The 15826-nt window shown below is 33.5% G+C and carries 14 protein-coding genes; 11 read left to right on the top strand and 3 right to left on the bottom strand.

Going from position 1 to position 15826, the window contains the following annotated elements; genetic code table 11:
- Nucleotides 1-22 precede the first annotated feature (22 nt).
- Nucleotides 23-2653, bottom strand: a complete 2631-nt coding sequence (locus tag AACZ41_RS15225; protein WP_339629455.1) for a valine--tRNA ligase — start codon at nucleotides 2651-2653, stop codon at nucleotides 23-25.
- A 196-nt stretch (nucleotides 2654-2849) separates the two neighbouring features.
- Between AACZ41_RS15225 and AACZ41_RS15230 the strand changes: the two genes are divergently transcribed.
- Complete coding sequence (locus tag AACZ41_RS15230; protein WP_339629456.1) at nucleotides 2850-3236, top strand: DUF1573 domain-containing protein; 387 nt, start codon at nucleotides 2850-2852, stop codon at nucleotides 3234-3236.
- Between the two features lie 61 nt (nucleotides 3237-3297).
- Here AACZ41_RS15230 and AACZ41_RS15235 read toward each other — a convergent pair whose 3' ends face one another.
- Nucleotides 3298-4590 carry a PDZ domain-containing protein gene (locus AACZ41_RS15235; RefSeq protein ID WP_339629457.1) on the bottom strand — a complete coding sequence of 431 codons (1293 nt, stop codon included), beginning with the start codon at nucleotides 4588-4590 and terminating at the stop codon, nucleotides 3298-3300.
- Nucleotides 4591-4776: 186 nt separating this feature from the next.
- Between AACZ41_RS15235 and AACZ41_RS15240 the strand changes: the two genes are divergently transcribed.
- From AACZ41_RS15240 to AACZ41_RS15280, 9 genes are all read left to right on the top strand, one after another.
- On the top strand, nucleotides 4777-5967 hold the full coding sequence (locus AACZ41_RS15240; protein WP_339629458.1) for a pyridoxal phosphate-dependent aminotransferase: 1191 nt from the start codon (nucleotides 4777-4779) through the stop codon (nucleotides 5965-5967).
- On the top strand, nucleotides 5967-6983 hold the full coding sequence (murB, locus tag AACZ41_RS15245; protein ID WP_339629460.1) for a UDP-N-acetylmuramate dehydrogenase: 1017 nt from the start codon (nucleotides 5967-5969) through the stop codon (nucleotides 6981-6983). Before AACZ41_RS15240 ends, murB begins: the two co-directional genes overlap by 1 nt.
- Nucleotides 6984-7189: 206 nt before the next feature.
- Nucleotides 7190-7753, top strand: a complete 564-nt coding sequence (locus AACZ41_RS15250) for a sigma-70 family RNA polymerase sigma factor (protein ID WP_339629461.1) — start codon at nucleotides 7190-7192, stop codon at nucleotides 7751-7753.
- On the top strand, nucleotides 7750-8508 hold the full coding sequence (locus AACZ41_RS15255) for an anti-sigma factor (RefSeq protein ID WP_339629462.1): 759 nt from the start codon (nucleotides 7750-7752) through the stop codon (nucleotides 8506-8508). The genes AACZ41_RS15250 and AACZ41_RS15255 overlap by 4 nt, the downstream gene beginning before the upstream one ends.
- Nucleotides 8509-8581: 73 nt before the next feature.
- A complete protein-coding gene (locus tag AACZ41_RS15260) occupies nucleotides 8582-8785 on the top strand; it encodes a membrane or secreted protein (RefSeq protein WP_339629463.1) in 204 nt (67 codons plus the stop codon).
- A gap of 44 nt (nucleotides 8786-8829) precedes the next feature.
- Complete coding sequence (locus AACZ41_RS15265) at nucleotides 8830-9387, top strand: sigma-70 family RNA polymerase sigma factor (RefSeq protein ID WP_339629464.1); 558 nt, start codon at nucleotides 8830-8832, stop codon at nucleotides 9385-9387.
- A 109-nt stretch (nucleotides 9388-9496) separates the two neighbouring features.
- Nucleotides 9497-10372, top strand: coding sequence for a lipoyl synthase (gene lipA, locus AACZ41_RS15270; protein WP_339629465.1), 876 nt, complete (start codon nucleotides 9497-9499; stop codon nucleotides 10370-10372).
- A gap of 100 nt (nucleotides 10373-10472) precedes the next feature.
- On the top strand, nucleotides 10473-11483 hold the full coding sequence (gap, locus tag AACZ41_RS15275; RefSeq protein WP_339629466.1) for a type I glyceraldehyde-3-phosphate dehydrogenase: 1011 nt from the start codon (nucleotides 10473-10475) through the stop codon (nucleotides 11481-11483).
- Nucleotides 11480-13699 carry an ATP-binding protein gene (locus AACZ41_RS15280; RefSeq protein ID WP_339629467.1) on the top strand — a complete coding sequence of 740 codons (2220 nt, stop codon included), beginning with the start codon at nucleotides 11480-11482 and terminating at the stop codon, nucleotides 13697-13699. The genes gap and AACZ41_RS15280 overlap by 4 nt, the downstream gene beginning before the upstream one ends.
- On the opposite strand, the gene lpxK is transcribed toward AACZ41_RS15280, so the two are convergent.
- Nucleotides 13680-14681 carry a tetraacyldisaccharide 4'-kinase gene (gene lpxK / locus AACZ41_RS15285; protein WP_339629468.1) on the bottom strand — a complete coding sequence of 334 codons (1002 nt, stop codon included), beginning with the start codon at nucleotides 14679-14681 and terminating at the stop codon, nucleotides 13680-13682. The genes AACZ41_RS15280 and lpxK overlap by 20 nt on opposite strands.
- A gap of 50 nt (nucleotides 14682-14731) precedes the next feature.
- Between lpxK and AACZ41_RS15290 the strand changes: the two genes are divergently transcribed.
- On the top strand, nucleotides 14732-15826 hold the full coding sequence (locus AACZ41_RS15290) for a Nif3-like dinuclear metal center hexameric protein (protein WP_339629470.1): 1095 nt from the start codon (nucleotides 14732-14734) through the stop codon (nucleotides 15824-15826).

Raw genomic sequence — 15826 nt, forward strand, 5'->3', positions numbered from 1 at the left:
ATTTATTTTATGGTAATTGTTATTAACTCAAACTAGCTAAACTCTTTTCTAAAGTATCTATTTTAGCTTCAGCATCTGCCAATTTTTGACGCTCTATAGTTATAACTTTTTCAGGTGCATTATTTACAAAGCGCTCGTTTGAAAGTTTTTTCTGTACGGACATTAAAAAACCTTTTGTATACTTTAATTCTTCTTTGATTTTCAAGATTTCAGCTTCAACGTCTATGGCACCCTCCATAGGCACAAAGTATTCATTACTTTTTACCCTAAATGTCAATGCACCTTCTAATTGTTCTTTTAAATAAGTTATTTTAGAAACATTGGTAAGCTTAGATATCACAACATCCCAGCGGTTACTTGCTTCCTCAGTATTTAAGACAGACAACTCCAAAGATTCTTTCATTGGAATGTTCTTGTTTTTTCTAATGGTTCTTACTCCTGCAATAACCTCAGTTGCAAAATCGAACTGATCTATTAATTCCTCATCTATTTTACCTGCCGTTGGCCATTTAGAAATCACTAGTGCTTCACTTATATTTCTTTCTGATATATGTTGCCAAACTTCTTCGGTTAAAAAGGGCATGAATGGATGTAACAATTTCAAATTCTGTTCAAATAATTGTATCACCTTATCAAAAGTTATTTTATCTATCGGCTGTTGGTAAGCAGGTTTAATAATTTCTAACAACCAAGAACTATAATCATCCCAAACCAACTTGTAAATAGACATTAAGGCGTCTGAAATGCGGAATTTATTAAAATGGTCTTCAATCTCTAATAAGGTCTTATTCAATTTTGACTCATACCATTGCAAACCTAATCTAGATGCTTCTGGCTGTGGAATATCTGCAATTTCCCATCCTTTTAATAAACGGAAACCGTTCCATATCTTATTGGCAAAATTCTTTCCTTGCTGACATAAGTCTTCATCGAACATTAAATCATTACCTGCTGCAGAGCTCAATAAAAGACCAACACGGACACCATCTGCACCGTAATCTTCAATAAGCTTTAGAGCATCTGGTGAATTTCCTAATGATTTAGACATTTTTCTACGTTGCTTATCTCGCACTAAACCGGTAAAATAAACATTTTCAAAAGGTTTCTCACCTCTAAACTCATACCCAGCAACAATCATTCTAGCAACCCAAAAGAACAGAATATCAGGTCCTGTTACTAAATCATTTGTTGGATAGTAATAGTTTATTTCCTCATTATCCGGTTCCATAATACCGCCAAAAACGCTCATTGGCCATAACCAAGATGAAAACCAAGTGTCTAACACATCTGCATCTTGTCTCAAATCACCTTCCTTTAAGGCTAAATTTCCAGATTTTTGTTTGGCAAGTTTCAAAGCATCTTCAATGTTTGCGGCAACAACGAAATCTTCTTGGCCATCACCAAAATAAAATGCCGGTATCTGCTGGCCCCACCATAATTGTCTAGAAATATTCCAATCACGAACATTTTCCATCCAATGACGGTATGTGTTCTCAAATTTCTTGGGGTACAATTTTATATCACCACTTTCCATTACAGCTTCTAAAGCCGGTTTTGCCAAATCTTCCATTTTCAGGAACCACTGTTCAGACAATTTTGGTTCTATTACCGCTTTGGTGCGCTCAGAAGTACCAACCTTATTAATATGGGTCTCTGTTTTTACCAAGAAACCCTTTTCCTCTAACTCTTTTGATATTTCTTTTCTAACGACAAAACGGTCTTGACCTTCATAATGCATTCCAAAACTATTTAAGCTTGCATCATCATTAAAGATATCTATGGTCGCCAAATTATGTTTCTCACCTAACGCTTTGTCATTTATGTCATGTGCAGGTGTCACCTTTAAACAACCTGTACCAAATTCCATATCTACATATTCATCTTCAATAATTGGTATTACCCTATTACATATAGGAACAATAACCTTTTTGCCTTTTAGATGTGTAAAACGTTCATCATTTGGGTTGATACAAATAGCGGTATCCCCTAAAATTGTTTCAGGTCTAGTAGTTGCTATGGTCACTTTTTCGTCTGATCCTTCTATGGCATATGCCAAATAGTATAAAAGCCCTTGCTTTTCCTCATAGATAACCTCTTCATCGGACAAAGTGGTTTGAGCTTCTGGATCCCAGTTTACCATACGATATCCGCGGTAAATCAATCCTTTATTATATAGATCTATAAAAACCTTGATAACGCTGTCATATCTTTCTTGATCCATTGTGAACGCGGTACGGTCCCAATCACATGAGCAACCTAATTTCTTTAATTGCTCAAGAATAATACCACCGTATTGGTGAGTCCAATCCCACGCATGTTTTAGAAATTCATCTCGTGTAAGGTCATTTTTATTGATACCCTGTTCTTTCAGTTTTGCTACCACTTTTGCTTCTGTAGCAATAGATGCATGATCGGTACCAGGTACCCAACAGGCATTTTTTCCAAGAAGACGTGCTCTTCTAATCAATACATCTTGAATAGTATTGTTTAACATATGACCCATATGCAAAATTCCCGTTACGTTTGGCGGCGGTATTACAATACTATAAGGTTCCCTATCATCAGGAACGGAATGAAAATATCCGTTTTCTATCCAATACTCATACCAATGAGATTCTGTGGACTGCGGATTATATTTTGAAGGAATTTCCATATTTGGAACAGTTTTTGAATAATAATAAATTAGGGTTATTAAAAATAAAGCCGAATTGACAATCTAACGGTCATTTCAGCCAATTTTACCCAAAATTAAATACGAAACAAAAATAAGTAACGTTAGAGTATAACAAAAGGATTTTGAGGTTGATCTGAAAAGATTTAATTTTGAAGTCCACCCAAAATTAAAAATGATGAAAAAAATAGTACTTGTATTATTTATTGGTTTACTAGGATTTAGCTTAACTGCGCAAGATGCTGCTGCTAAAATCGAATTTAAATCAGAGACAGTTGATTATGGTGAAATTGCCAAAGGTTCAGATGGAATAAGAGTTTTTGAATTTACTAATACAGGAACAGCTCCGCTTATCATAAGTAAAGTGAGTTCTAGCTGTGGTTGTACAATTCCTAAAAAACCAGAAGATCCAATCTTACCAGGTAAAACAGGTGAGATTCAGGTAAAATACGATACCAATAGAGTTGGTCCTATTCGTAAAGCCATTACGGTTATTTCTAATGCAGACACTCCTACAAAGGTTTTGAAAATTAAAGGAGAAGTTAAAGCTACCGGCACTAAATAAGAAAAAAAATTAGAACATAAAAGCCCAACCTAAATGGTTGGGCTTTTTTTATGCCATATTTTTACTCAAATAGTGGTTTTAAAACAAAACTGAATAACAAATCATTATTATAACGCTCTACCAAAACTTTAACTTTTTTGTCTTTATTATCATTTAGCATGCTCATAACTTCTTGCATTTTATAACGATGAATAGATTTACCATTAACCGCTAGAATAACATCACCTTCCTGCAAACCAGCTGAATGCGCAGGACTACCTTGGCGTATCCCCGAAACGATTATTTCTGGCACAACACTAAGTCTTGTTGCTCCTTGAAGAACCATTTGTATATCACCATATGTTTTGTGCTCACTCCACACTATTCCATTATGATCAGCAATTCTTTCAGATACATAACGTATGCCTGCATGCTGCAAGTTTATTCCACTGATATTGTATTTAAACATTTTATTAAAATTAGAATTCTTCTTCAAAACCACTTTCCGGTTCCCATAATCAAAAACTAAATTAAATCTCTTCAAAACTTCACCACCCAAAGTTCCATTTCTACCTCCAAAATCCATTATCGTATTAAAAGTTTCCATATCAGGAAAAGCTGCCTTTGCATCCTTCAAAATAAAATCTGAAATTTTTAAATGATCAATTTTAGTTCGTTTTCCATATATATCACCAGAGAGCCCTTTACCTAAAAAATCTTCGTAATATTTTTGTGGTACTTGCAGACGATCATCCTCAAACAACCACACGGCATCACTACTTCCAGTATCCATTAATAATCTAACAGGAACTTCTTCTGTACCCTTAACCAAAACACTGGCATTCAAATACGCCTTCTTTCGTATAACGGACATATCCAATACACGAGACTTTTTAGATATCCTATGCTTATAGGTATCAGGATCATAAAATTTAATTGCTTTATTCGTGTAATTAATATCAACAACAAAATCACGAAATAGTTCATAGCCAATTATACCATGAACAGGTACACCCAAGTCTGGAGAAAAATTAATACCTGCATCCATTACCACATAAATATCTTGCGAAACATTCTTAATACTACCAAGCTTTACAAAATTACCAGTAGATTTAAGCGCATTTATAGGGTCTCCTTCTCCGAGTCCATTTATTGTTATTTCAGTTACACTATTAAGTTGAATGGAATCTTGATCAGCTAAATTGAATAGAATTGGTGTACCAACACCAGAATCCAATACAAATGACAGCTCGGTACCGTTCACTTCTACTGGTATAATCATCAAATTATTGATGAGCTCAAACTTCACTTTATGAAATTTCTCACCAGCTGGCAATTGATACGATTGTGCTATTACCGAAAAGGTAAAACACATTGTTAAAATAGCAATATGGATTCTTAACTTACGTAACACAATAGCTATGAATTAGTTATACTCTTCAAGTTACACATTTTACTAATACAAAACATAATTTTAACACCATCTAGAAAAATCAAATAAAACCTAATAATATTGTAAGAACCATAATCATTTATCACTTTTGTGTAAAATAAATTGATTATGCCATCTGTTTCAAATAAAGGGCAAGCTATGCCCCAATCACCTATACGTAAATTAGTTCCGTTTGCAGAAAACGCAAAGAAAAAAGGAGTTAAAGTTATTCATCTTAATATTGGGCAACCAGATATAAAAACACCTCAACAAGCATTAGATGCGGTAAAAAACAACAACATTAATGTTCTTGAATATAGCCGTACCGAAGGTTCCGATGAATTTAGAACCAAAATTGCAGGTTATTATGTTAAGAATAATATTCCGGTAAGTGCTTCTGATATTATTGTAACGACTGGTGGATCTGAAGCACTATCTTTTGCAATGAATACCGTTGCCGATACGGATGATGAAATCATAATTCCCGAACCTTTTTATGCCAATTATAATGGTTTCGCCACAGCATGCGGAGTTAAAGTGGTGCCTGTAGTTTCAAAATTAGAAGATAACTTCGCCCTACCTCCTATAGAGGATTTTGAAAAATTAATTACCCCAAGAACTAAAGCTATCTTAATATGTAACCCAGGAAATCCTACCGGGTATCTTTATAGTAAAGAGGAGATTCAAAAATTAGCATCCTTGGTTAAAAAGCATAATATATTTCTTATTGCCGATGAGGTATATAGAGAGTTTACCTATGACGATAAAATACATACCTCTATACTAAAGAAAAATGGATTGGATGAACATGCAATTATTATCGATTCAGTTTCTAAAAGATATAGTATGTGCGGCGCTAGAATTGGTTTTCTAGTTTCAAAAAACAAAGATTTTATTGCAACGGCACTTAAATTTGCACAAGCTAGACTTTCACCACCTACCTATGCTCAAATTGCGAGCGAAGCTGCCTTAGATACACCAGATAGCTATTTTGAAGAAGTGAAAACAGAATATGTCGCAAGAAGAAATATACTAATTGCAGAACTTGAAAAAATTAAAGGAATTAAAATTGCCAGACCTCAAGGTGCTTTCTATTGTATTGCAGAATTACCGATTAAAGATGCAGATCATTTTGCTCAATGGCTTTTAGAAGATTTTAGAGTAGATAATGAAACTGTTATGGTTGCACCAGCAGCAGGGTTTTATGCTACAGAAGGGCTCGGCAAAAACCAAATTAGAATTGCTTATGTACTTGACCAAGATAGTCTTAAAAGAGCAGTGCATATTTTAGGCGAAGCCCTTAAAAGCTATAATAGCTAATGATAATACATGAAAACTTTTCATTAAAGAATTATAATACGTTCGGTATTGATGCTACCGCAAAATATTTTGTGGAAATTAATTCATTAGAAGAATTAAGAAGCATTATTGGCAATAATGATTACCTACGTAAAATAGTAATCGGCGGAGGTAGCAACATATTACTTACAGATAACATAGATGCTCTTTTTATTCATGTAAACCTAAAGGGAAAGCACATTATTTCAGAATCACCTGATGCGGCTCAAGTAAAGATAATGGCTGGTGAAAATTGGCACGAAATGGTTATGTGGTCGCTTGAAAACAGTTTTGGAGGTTTGGAGAATTTGTCACTTATACCCGGTAATACTGGCACTGCACCCATACAGAATATTGGTGCTTATGGAGTGGAATTAAAAGATTGCTTTGTTAGCTGCGAAGCTATTCGAATTAAAGATTTACAGCTAATAACACGTACTAAAGAGGAATGTAAATTTGGCTACAGAGATTCTTACTTTAAAAATGAAGGCAAAGATAAATATGTAATTACCTCGGTTACTTTTTCACTAACAAAGAATAACCACATAATTAATTCTGGTTATGGTGCCATTGAAGAGCAATTAGAACGCGAAGCAATTAATAATCCTACCATAAAAGATATTTCTAACGCTGTAATTGCTATACGACAAAGTAAACTACCCGACCCTAAAATATTAGGGAATAGTGGCAGTTTCTTCAAAAACCCTATAGTTTCAACAGAAGTTTTTAATGAGTTTATCAGTAAGCATCCTGAAGCTCCTTTTTATAAAGTTACTGATTTAACATATAAAATTCCTGCTGGCTGGTTAATTGAAAAATGTGGTTTTAAAGGAAAAAGATTTGGTGATGCTGGTGTACACCAAAATCAGGCATTAGTACTTGTTAACTATGACAAGGCTACAGGAAAGGAAATTTTAGAACTTGCTTCAAAAATTATTGAAGAAGTCCAAAACAGATTCAATATAACAATTAGTCCGGAGGTTAATTTAATAAAATAACCCCTGTAAAATAAATTACAAGGGTTATTACCAAACCAAACCAACCAAAAACAAAGTGGGCAGTTACCAGCCGACCACTTATTCAATATATATTTTTAGATAACGCATCATTAACAATCAATTTTATAATTTAGCGTTTAAGCATATACGGTTCAATCTTAGTATTTGGATGTCCATTTAAAAAAATATGTACATCTTTTTAAATTATGAGCACTCTATTAGAAAATCATATTGTTGAATTATTACAAGAGCGAAACGAGAAAGCGATTTCACTTCTGTACGATAATTATGCCGACACCTTATTAGGAGTCGCCAATAAAATTGTACGAGATCCAGATTTGGCTCAAGATGTTGTTCAAGAATCTTTTGTGAAAATTTGGAAAAAGGCTGACACATATGACCCTAAGAAAGCAAAACTTTTTACATGGCTTTTTAGGATTACCCGTAATACCGCAATTGATAAGTTAAGAAGCGTTAACACAAAATCAGATAAGGAAATCCAAATCGATGTTTCTGACGTATATACTTTAGGCGTAGAAAGTACAAGGCCAGAGTTAATGGATGTGAAAGAGCACCTTAGTAAAATCGAGGATAAATACCAGATTGTTCTAGAAGCTCTTTTCTTTCAAGGTATGACCCAACAAGAAGCAAGTGATGAGTTGGATATTCCGTTAGGAACCATTAAATCTAGATTGAAAATAGGTTTGCGCGAATTAGGTAAAATCTATGGTCCTGCTCTTTTAGCTATTATGTTAAATATTGTATTATGAAAGACAAAATAAAAATTTTTCTAGATTCTGATATATTAGAAAAATATCTTTTAGGAGCTACTACCGATTTAGAAGCTATGCAAGTTGAGCGATATATTGCTATGTATCCTGAAGTACGCGATACTTATAATGAATTGCAAGATAACCTTGAAATTTTCGCAAAATTACACGCCATCGAAGCACCACAGGGGCTAAAGAATAAAATACAATCAAGATTAAAAGCTGAGAGAAGTGGAAGAAAAAAATTCTTCAGGTATGCTATCGCGGCAAGTATTACTGCAATTATGTTTGCAGGAATTTCAACTTTCTTCTGGAATCAAAATCAGAGTTTACAACAAGAGAACAGCGTGGTTAGCAATAAGATTAAATTGCTTGAAGAAAACATGAAAGAACAGTTGGAAGATGTACGTAACCAGTTTATCGTACTAAACAACCCACAAACAAAAAAGTATAATGTAAAAGGTAATCAAAAAGCAAAAGACCTAAAAGCTGTTGCTTATATAAATCCTGTGAAAAAATTATCTTATATAAATGTGAGCAAATTACCTCACATTCCAGAAAGTCAATGTTTTCAAATGTGGGCTGAGGTCAACGGTAAAATGATTAACCTAGGTATCATTGAAGAAGCTGGCGATCAACAAAAATTAATGGCGTTACCTTATGCGGAAAATGCTGTTGGCTATATTACCATTGAACAGAAAGGTGGTAATCATGCTCCTAGCGTAGAAAATATAGTAGCAAATATAGCTTACTAACATTTCAAACATAAAGTATTCTTAAAGCCCCTATTTTGGGGCTTTATTTTTTATCTTTGTTTAAAATTAGCTTATGAAACTATTATTTTTAACCATCGGTTTATTAGCATTTGCTTTTGCAGGAATTGCAATTAAAATTTGGTCTAAGAAAGACGGTGAATTTGCAGGAACTTGTGCTAGTCAAAGCCCATTTTTAAATCAAGACGGACAAGCATGTGGTATGTGCGGCAAATTACCCACCGAACAAGATTGCAAAAAAGATATTATTTCTGAATAAGGTAAAATCATTCTTATAGTGCTTACCTATCCCAAAAACATTTTTTGAACAACGTAGACAATTTAGAAGAAACAATACAAAAGGCGAAAGAAGGCAATCAAATTGCTTTTAGTCGTTTGTTGGATATGTTTTGGAACGATGTTTATGGCTTTCAATTAAAACGTACCGAAAACGAAAATGATTCAGAGGATATTACTATTCAAACTTTCTCTAAGGCATTCGATAAGATACATACATATAATGAATCTTATGTATTTAAAACTTGGTTGATAGCCATTTCTAAAAACATACACATAGATTTAGTTCGTAAGCGTAAAAAAAGCCTGTTAGATTCTCGAAGCAGTGCCGAAGCAATAACCAGCGCATTAGATTTCACACCTTCTATGGAAGATCAGTTGATACAAGAACAGAATTTAGCTGATTTATTAAGAGACATTAAAAAATTAAAACCTCACTATCAAACCGTTATAAACCTTAGGTATTTTAATGAATTAAGCTATGCAGATATCGCAGCTAAATTAAATGAACCTATAAATAGCGTTAAAGTAAAGCTACTTAGGGCTAAAAAATTGCTTTCTGAAATCATTAAAGCAAGGAAATAAACTTCTATTTAACCATCTTCATTTTCACATTACAAAAGCCAATTGTTTCAAAGCCAATCCTACCTTACATACACTTTTTAAGTTCGTATATTTGTATTAAAATATTAACATGTCTACAGTCCTAAATGAAAATGTTGCTCCACCTAAAGGTAAACCGAAATGGCTTAGGGTAAAATTACCTACAGGTAAAAAATACACACAACTAAGAGGTTTAGTTGACAAGTATGACCTTCATACAATTTGTACCAGTGGTAGTTGCCCAAATATGGGCGAATGTTGGGGCGAAGGAACCGCGACCTTCATGATATTAGGTAATGTTTGCACAAGGTCATGTGGTTTTTGTGGAGTAAAAACCGGTAGACCTGAAAATGTTGATTGGGCAGAACCAGAAAAAGTGGCACGTTCTATCAAAATAATGGGCATTAAACATGCTGTAGTTACTTCTGTAGATAGAGATGATCTTAAGGACATGGGCTCCATTATTTGGGCAGAAACGGTAAAGGCCATTCGTAGAATGAACCCAACCACTACATTAGAAACTTTAATTCCCGATTTTCAAGGAATCGAAAAACATTTAGATAGAATAGTAGATGTTGCACCAGAAGTGGTTTCCCATAATATGGAAACAGTTAAAAGGTTGACTAGAGAAGTACGTATACAAGCAAAATACGAACGTAGTCTTGAGGCACTTGATTATTTAAAAAAGCAAGGTGTTAATAGAACTAAATCTGGAATAATGTTGGGTCTCGGCGAACATGAAGACGAAGTAATTACAACTTTGGCAGATTTAAGAAGTGTAAACGTTGATGTAGTTACCATAGGCCAGTACCTTCAGCCATCTAAAAAGCATCTACCTGTCAAGGAATTCATTACCCCAGAGCAATTTAAAAAATATGAGAACATTGGCCTAGAAATGGGCTTTAGACATGTGGAAAGCGGTGCCTTGGTTAGATCATCTTACAAAGCTCATAAACACATTCTTTAATTCGTAAGACTACAAACAAGAATTATTTTTATAATTCTTGTTTGTAGTCTTCTTTTACTTTTTTATCGTTCTATAATATATTCACCTCCAACGTTAACCAATGCAAAAAATAAATATTGGCATTAATGGTTTTGGAAGAATAGGAAGAACCCTATTCCGCCTTTTGCTGCAACAAGAACATTTAAATGTAGTTGCCATTAATGATTTAGCAGATACAAGAACACTTTCACATTTATTAAAATACGACAGTATACATGGTACCTCACCCCATGTAATTGGGCATGACGAAAAACATATTATCGTTAACGGCAAGCAAGTTCTATTATCTAACGAAACCCATCCTTCTAAAATTAACTGGTCATTTACTAATGTTGACTTGGTAGTAGAATGCACGGGAAAGTTTAAGGACCGAGAAACATTAGCTTTTCATATTTCAAATGGGGCAAAAAAAGTTATTCTTTCTGTACCACCATCTGAAGACGATATAAAAATGATTGTTTTCGGCATAAATGAAGATACTTTAAACACTACTGATGATATTATATCAAATGCATCATGTACCACCAATAATGCCGCACCCATGATTAAGGTGATGAATGACCTTTGTGGTATTGAACAGGCCTACATCACTACCATACACTCCTACACCACCGATCAAAGCCTACATGACCAACCACACCGAGATTTAAGAAGGGCACGAGCAGCAGCTCAATCTATTGTACCTACAACTACTGGTGCCGCAAAAGCTTTGACAAGAATATTTCCTGAACTTGCAGACTCTATTGGTGGTTGTGGTATTAGAGTACCAGTACCTAATGGATCTTTAACCGATATCACTTTAAATGTGAAAAGGACTACAACTATTGAGGAAATAAACAATACATTTGAAAAAGCATCGCAAAATCAGTTCAAAAATATATTGTGCTTCACCGATGATCCAATAGTTTCTATAGACATAAACAATAGTTGCTATTCTTGTACGTTTGATTCTTTAATGACCTCTGTAATAGGAAAAATGGTGAAGATTATTGGTTGGTACGATAACGAAACCGGTTATAGCAGCAGAATCATTGATTTGATTAACTTCATGAACAGTAAAAATTATATTTGAAGCTATTATTCTTAAATAGAGCAATTAAAATCTTTTTAGTCCCCATTTTTATTCTGGCGACTACAACTAGTGTATTTTCACAAGATTCGCTTGGCTCAAATGATATTCAATCTTATTTCAACCAAGCAAGAAAATTTAAGAATCGTGATAAAATAGATTTAGCTCTTGAAACTTTAAATACAGCGGCTAATGAGGCTGAAAAAAAAGAGGATATCAAAGCATTAATTGATAGTCTTCATGAATTGGCATTGCTTTTTCTAAAAATTGATAAAGAGGGAGATACAGAATTTTATTGGGATCGAGCCAGTGTTTTACTGAAAGACATCGAATACCCTTATGGGGATGCAATGCACAAATATATTGAAGCAATTCTCTTGCATCGAAGTAACCGAAATTTTCAATCATTATTTATGCTAAATGAAGCAAAACAACTTAATAATGATAGAAATTTTTATAATAATCTACTGTTAACCGAGGCTAGAGTTTATATTAGTTTAGAAAAATTTGATAGTGCTACAAAAAATCTAAACTCTCTTATTGTAAATACAGATATTCATGAAAAAGAATATCTCACTACTCAAGCATATTTAACTCTCGCAGAATTAAATTTAAGAACTGACAATTTAGCCGAGTCAGCTAAAAATGGAGAAAATGCATTAGTCGTAGCACAAGCCAATGGCTTTTTAGAAGATATAAAAACAGCTAATGCGTTATTAAGCAATGTATATGAGAGGTTAGGTTTGTATCAAAAATCTTTAGTCAACAGTCAAAATCTAATTCAGCTAAAAGACTCTATTTTCAACATAGAAAAAAATAAAATTGAAGCTAAGACTGCCGATAAAATCAAAGACGATTACAAGACAGAAGAAATAGTAAGGCAAGAAAAGAAAATTGAGGAACTAACAGAATCGCAAAATAGGTCTGAACTTACAGCAATTTTAGCCTCGGCTTTTTTGATTATTATCTCACTTCTAGCAGTTACCCTGTATCGTAACAATCAAATCAAATTTAAAACGAACGATTTACTTCAAACCAAGAATAAAGAATTACAAATAGCAAGAGATGGTGCAGTACAAGCTATGGAAGCAAAAACAAACTTTCTCTCAACTGTTAGCCATGAACTTAGAACTCCCTTATATGCCGTTACTGGCCTAACCCATCTTCTTTTAGAAGAAGAGCCGCAAGAACATCAAAAAGAGCATTTAAAGGCGTTAAAATTCTCTGGTGATTATTTGTTAAATTTCATTAATGATATACTTCATATCAATAAAATTGATGCCAATAAATTAGAACCACTTAATATGGAGTTTAACCTGAACAAGGTTATTCATGAGGTTATTAATTCATTGACTCAAAGTGCTAAAGCAAACAATACCAAATTGATTCTGGAGTATGATGCCGAGATACCTGGGCATTTATTAAGTGACCCATTAAAACTTTCTCAAATTTTCATGAACTTAATTGGTAATTCTATCAAGTTTACAAAAGGTGGTGAAGTAAAAGTTGTTGCTAAACTGCTTAATAAAGTAGAAGACGATGTAACGATTTATTTTGAAGTAAGCGATAATGGTATTGGTATTTCAAAAGAAAAGCAGAAAAGTATTTTTGAAGGATTCGAACAAGGTTCAATTCAAATAAACCGTGAATATGGAGGAACTGGTTTAGGACTTACTATTGTAAAAAGTCTTTTAGGACTGTTCAATAGTAAAATAGAACTTGAGAGCACATTAGGAGAAGGAAGTTCTTTCTTCTTTGAAATTAAAATGAAAAGTCTTGATGATCTTCCAGAAGATTTTTCATTCGAAATAACACCTCGCGATTACGATTTTAAAAATCTTCACTTATTAATTGTTGAGGATAATAAAATCAATCAAGTAATCACTAAAAAAATGCTATCTAAAAAAGGCATGACCAGTGACATTGCCAACAATGGTCATGAAGCCATTATTTTAGCTCAAGAAAATGTTTACGATGCCATTCTTATGGATATTCATATGCCTGGTATTAGTGGCGAAGAAGCCACGATTGAAATTAGAAAATTCAACCAAGACACACCCATTATTGCATTAACAGCAATTTCATTAGATGATAGTTTAGAAAGTTTTTATGCGGCTGGTTGTAATGATGTGGTCACCAAACCTTTTAAACCTGAGGTTTTCTATCAAAAAATAGGTGAGAACATTTTTGATAAAGATATTAGGAATTCGATGTCATAAATATTTCTAATTCCGTTTCAAATATTTTAGAATCATCATCTAAAAATTGATGTGAGACTTCAATGTAATATAAATTGGCGAGTTTAGATTTTAACCGCACATAATCTTTCTCTGTAGTAAGAATACATTGTTTTCCTTTTAACACAGTAATTTCCTGTTCGGTAAAAAAATGATGATCATTAAATTTCATATGCTCAAATGTGACACCCTCTCCCAATAAAAATTTCTCTAATGGAACCGGATTTGCAATACCTGTAACCAAGGTCACCTTTTTATCTTTAAGTTCATCGAGGTTCGCACTTATCCCCTTCAAATCTTTATTATAGGATAAGTAGCTAAAGAGTATTTTTTGATACTCCTTAGGATTGATTTTACCAACTATTTCATTTCTTTGTGATAAGGATAAATTCTTAGGACACTTGGTAATTACAATAGTATTTGCTCTTTGTGCCTCCCTTTTAGAATCTCTTAAATTACCGGTCGGTAAGTACCAATCTTTCACGTAGATATTATTGTAGGCCGTTAATAGAATTGAATAATCTGGCTTTACTTTTCGATGTTGAAAAGCGTCATCCAATAAAATAACATCTGGTTTAACCAATTGTTCTAATTGTGCGATCCCGTTTCTTCTATCAGCATCTACTGCTACCGCTACCTTTTGGAATTTAGATTTTAATTGAAACGGTTCATCCCCTAAATCTTCAACACTGGTATTATGAGTAGAAAGTAAAAAACCATTAGATTTTCTTTTATATCCCCTACTTAAAATTGCCAATTGATATTTTTGATGAAGTGACCTTACCAATAACTCAATCATAGGAGTTTTACCGGTTCCACCAACACTTAAATTACCCACACAGATTGTTCTTGTGGTAAATGATTTTGAAGAGAAAATTCCTAAATCATAACATCGGTTTCTCAAAAACACTATTAAACCGTATACTAACGAAATAGGAAAAAGAAGTTTTCGTAACACCTGCATCTGTACGAAATTATAATAATTTATCTTTGAATACCTTATTTTTCAATAAAATGACTATAAACACAATAACACAGATATTAGAGGACTTTGCTCCACTAGACTATGCAGAAGATTTTGATAATGTAGGACTACTCGTAGGTGACTCATCTTCGAAATTAACTGGAGTTTTGGTCACCTTAGATACCCTTGAAAATGTTGTTGATGAAGCAATTGCTAAAAAATGCAACTTAATTGTCAGCTTTCATCCTATTATTTTTGGCGGGCTTAAAAAAATTACCGGTAACAATTATGTAGAACGGGTAGTTATAAAGGCTATTCAAAATAATATTGCTATTTATTCTATGCATACTGCTCTAGATAATGTAGGTCATGGTGTAAATGGAAAAATTTGCGAGGTATTAGGTCTAATTAATACCAAAATACTTATACCACAAAAGGACACCCTAAAAAAACTGACTACCTATGTACCTATAGCAAATGTTGAAGAAGTGAAAAAAGCTCTTTTCAATGCGGGCGCGGGTGAAATTGGAAATTACTCGAACTGTAGTTTTTCTACTGAAGGCAAAGGAACATATAAAGCAAATGATAAAGCCAACCCAGTAAAAGGTACAATTGGTGAAATTCATACAGAAAAAGAGATTATGTTAACCTGTGTTTTTGGAAAGACCGATGAGCACACAATTATTAAAAATTTAGTGGCTGCCCACCCTTACGAAGAAGTAGCATACGAGATTCAAACCTTAGATAATACCAACCCATATATTGGCATGGGCATGATTGGAGAACTAACAAAAGAGATCTCAGAAATTGAGTTTTTAACCGATTTGAAGCTAATAATGAAAACCTCTGTGGTTAGGCATTCTGAATTATTAGAGAAGCCAATTAAAAAAGTTGCAGTTTTGGGTGGTAGTGGTTCATATGCAATTAGTGCTGCAAAAGCAGCTGGAGCAGATGTTTTTATTACCGCAGACCTTAAATACCACCAATTTTACGAAGCTGAAAATCAAATAGTTTTGGCAGATATAGGACACTTTGAAACTGAGCAGTTTACAAAAAACCTTTTAGTTGATTATCTTACGAAAAAAATTCCTAATTTTGCAATCCATTTATCGGAAAGTATAACAAATCCCATCAATTATTTTTAA

This window comes from uncultured Maribacter sp. (assembly GCF_963974015.1).
GTDB lineage: Bacteria > Bacteroidota > Bacteroidia > Flavobacteriales > Flavobacteriaceae > Maribacter.

Coding starts and splice junctions, on each gene's coding strand:
- AACZ41_RS15225 (WP_339629455.1), bottom strand. CDS start 2,653: ATGGAAATTCCTTCAAAATATAATCCGCAGTCCACAGAATCTCATTGG.
- AACZ41_RS15230 (WP_339629456.1), top strand. CDS start 2,850: ATGAAAAAAATAGTACTTGTATTATTTATTGGTTTACTAGGATTTAGC.
- AACZ41_RS15235 (WP_339629457.1), bottom strand. CDS start 4,590: ATGTGTTTTACCTTTTCGGTAATAGCACAATCGTATCAATTGCCAGCT.
- AACZ41_RS15240 (WP_339629458.1), top strand. CDS start 4,777: ATGCCATCTGTTTCAAATAAAGGGCAAGCTATGCCCCAATCACCTATA.
- murB (WP_339629460.1), top strand. CDS start 5,967: ATGATAATACATGAAAACTTTTCATTAAAGAATTATAATACGTTCGGT.
- AACZ41_RS15250 (WP_339629461.1), top strand. CDS start 7,190: ATGAGCACTCTATTAGAAAATCATATTGTTGAATTATTACAAGAGCGA.
- AACZ41_RS15255 (WP_339629462.1), top strand. CDS start 7,750: ATGAAAGACAAAATAAAAATTTTTCTAGATTCTGATATATTAGAAAAA.
- AACZ41_RS15260 (WP_339629463.1), top strand. CDS start 8,582: ATGAAACTATTATTTTTAACCATCGGTTTATTAGCATTTGCTTTTGCA.
- lipA (WP_339629465.1), top strand. CDS start 9,497: ATGTCTACAGTCCTAAATGAAAATGTTGCTCCACCTAAAGGTAAACCG.
- gap (WP_339629466.1), top strand. CDS start 10,473: ATGCAAAAAATAAATATTGGCATTAATGGTTTTGGAAGAATAGGAAGA.
- lpxK (WP_339629468.1), bottom strand. CDS start 14,681: ATGCAGGTGTTACGAAAACTTCTTTTTCCTATTTCGTTAGTATACGGT.
- AACZ41_RS15290 (WP_339629470.1), top strand. CDS start 14,732: ATGACTATAAACACAATAACACAGATATTAGAGGACTTTGCTCCACTA.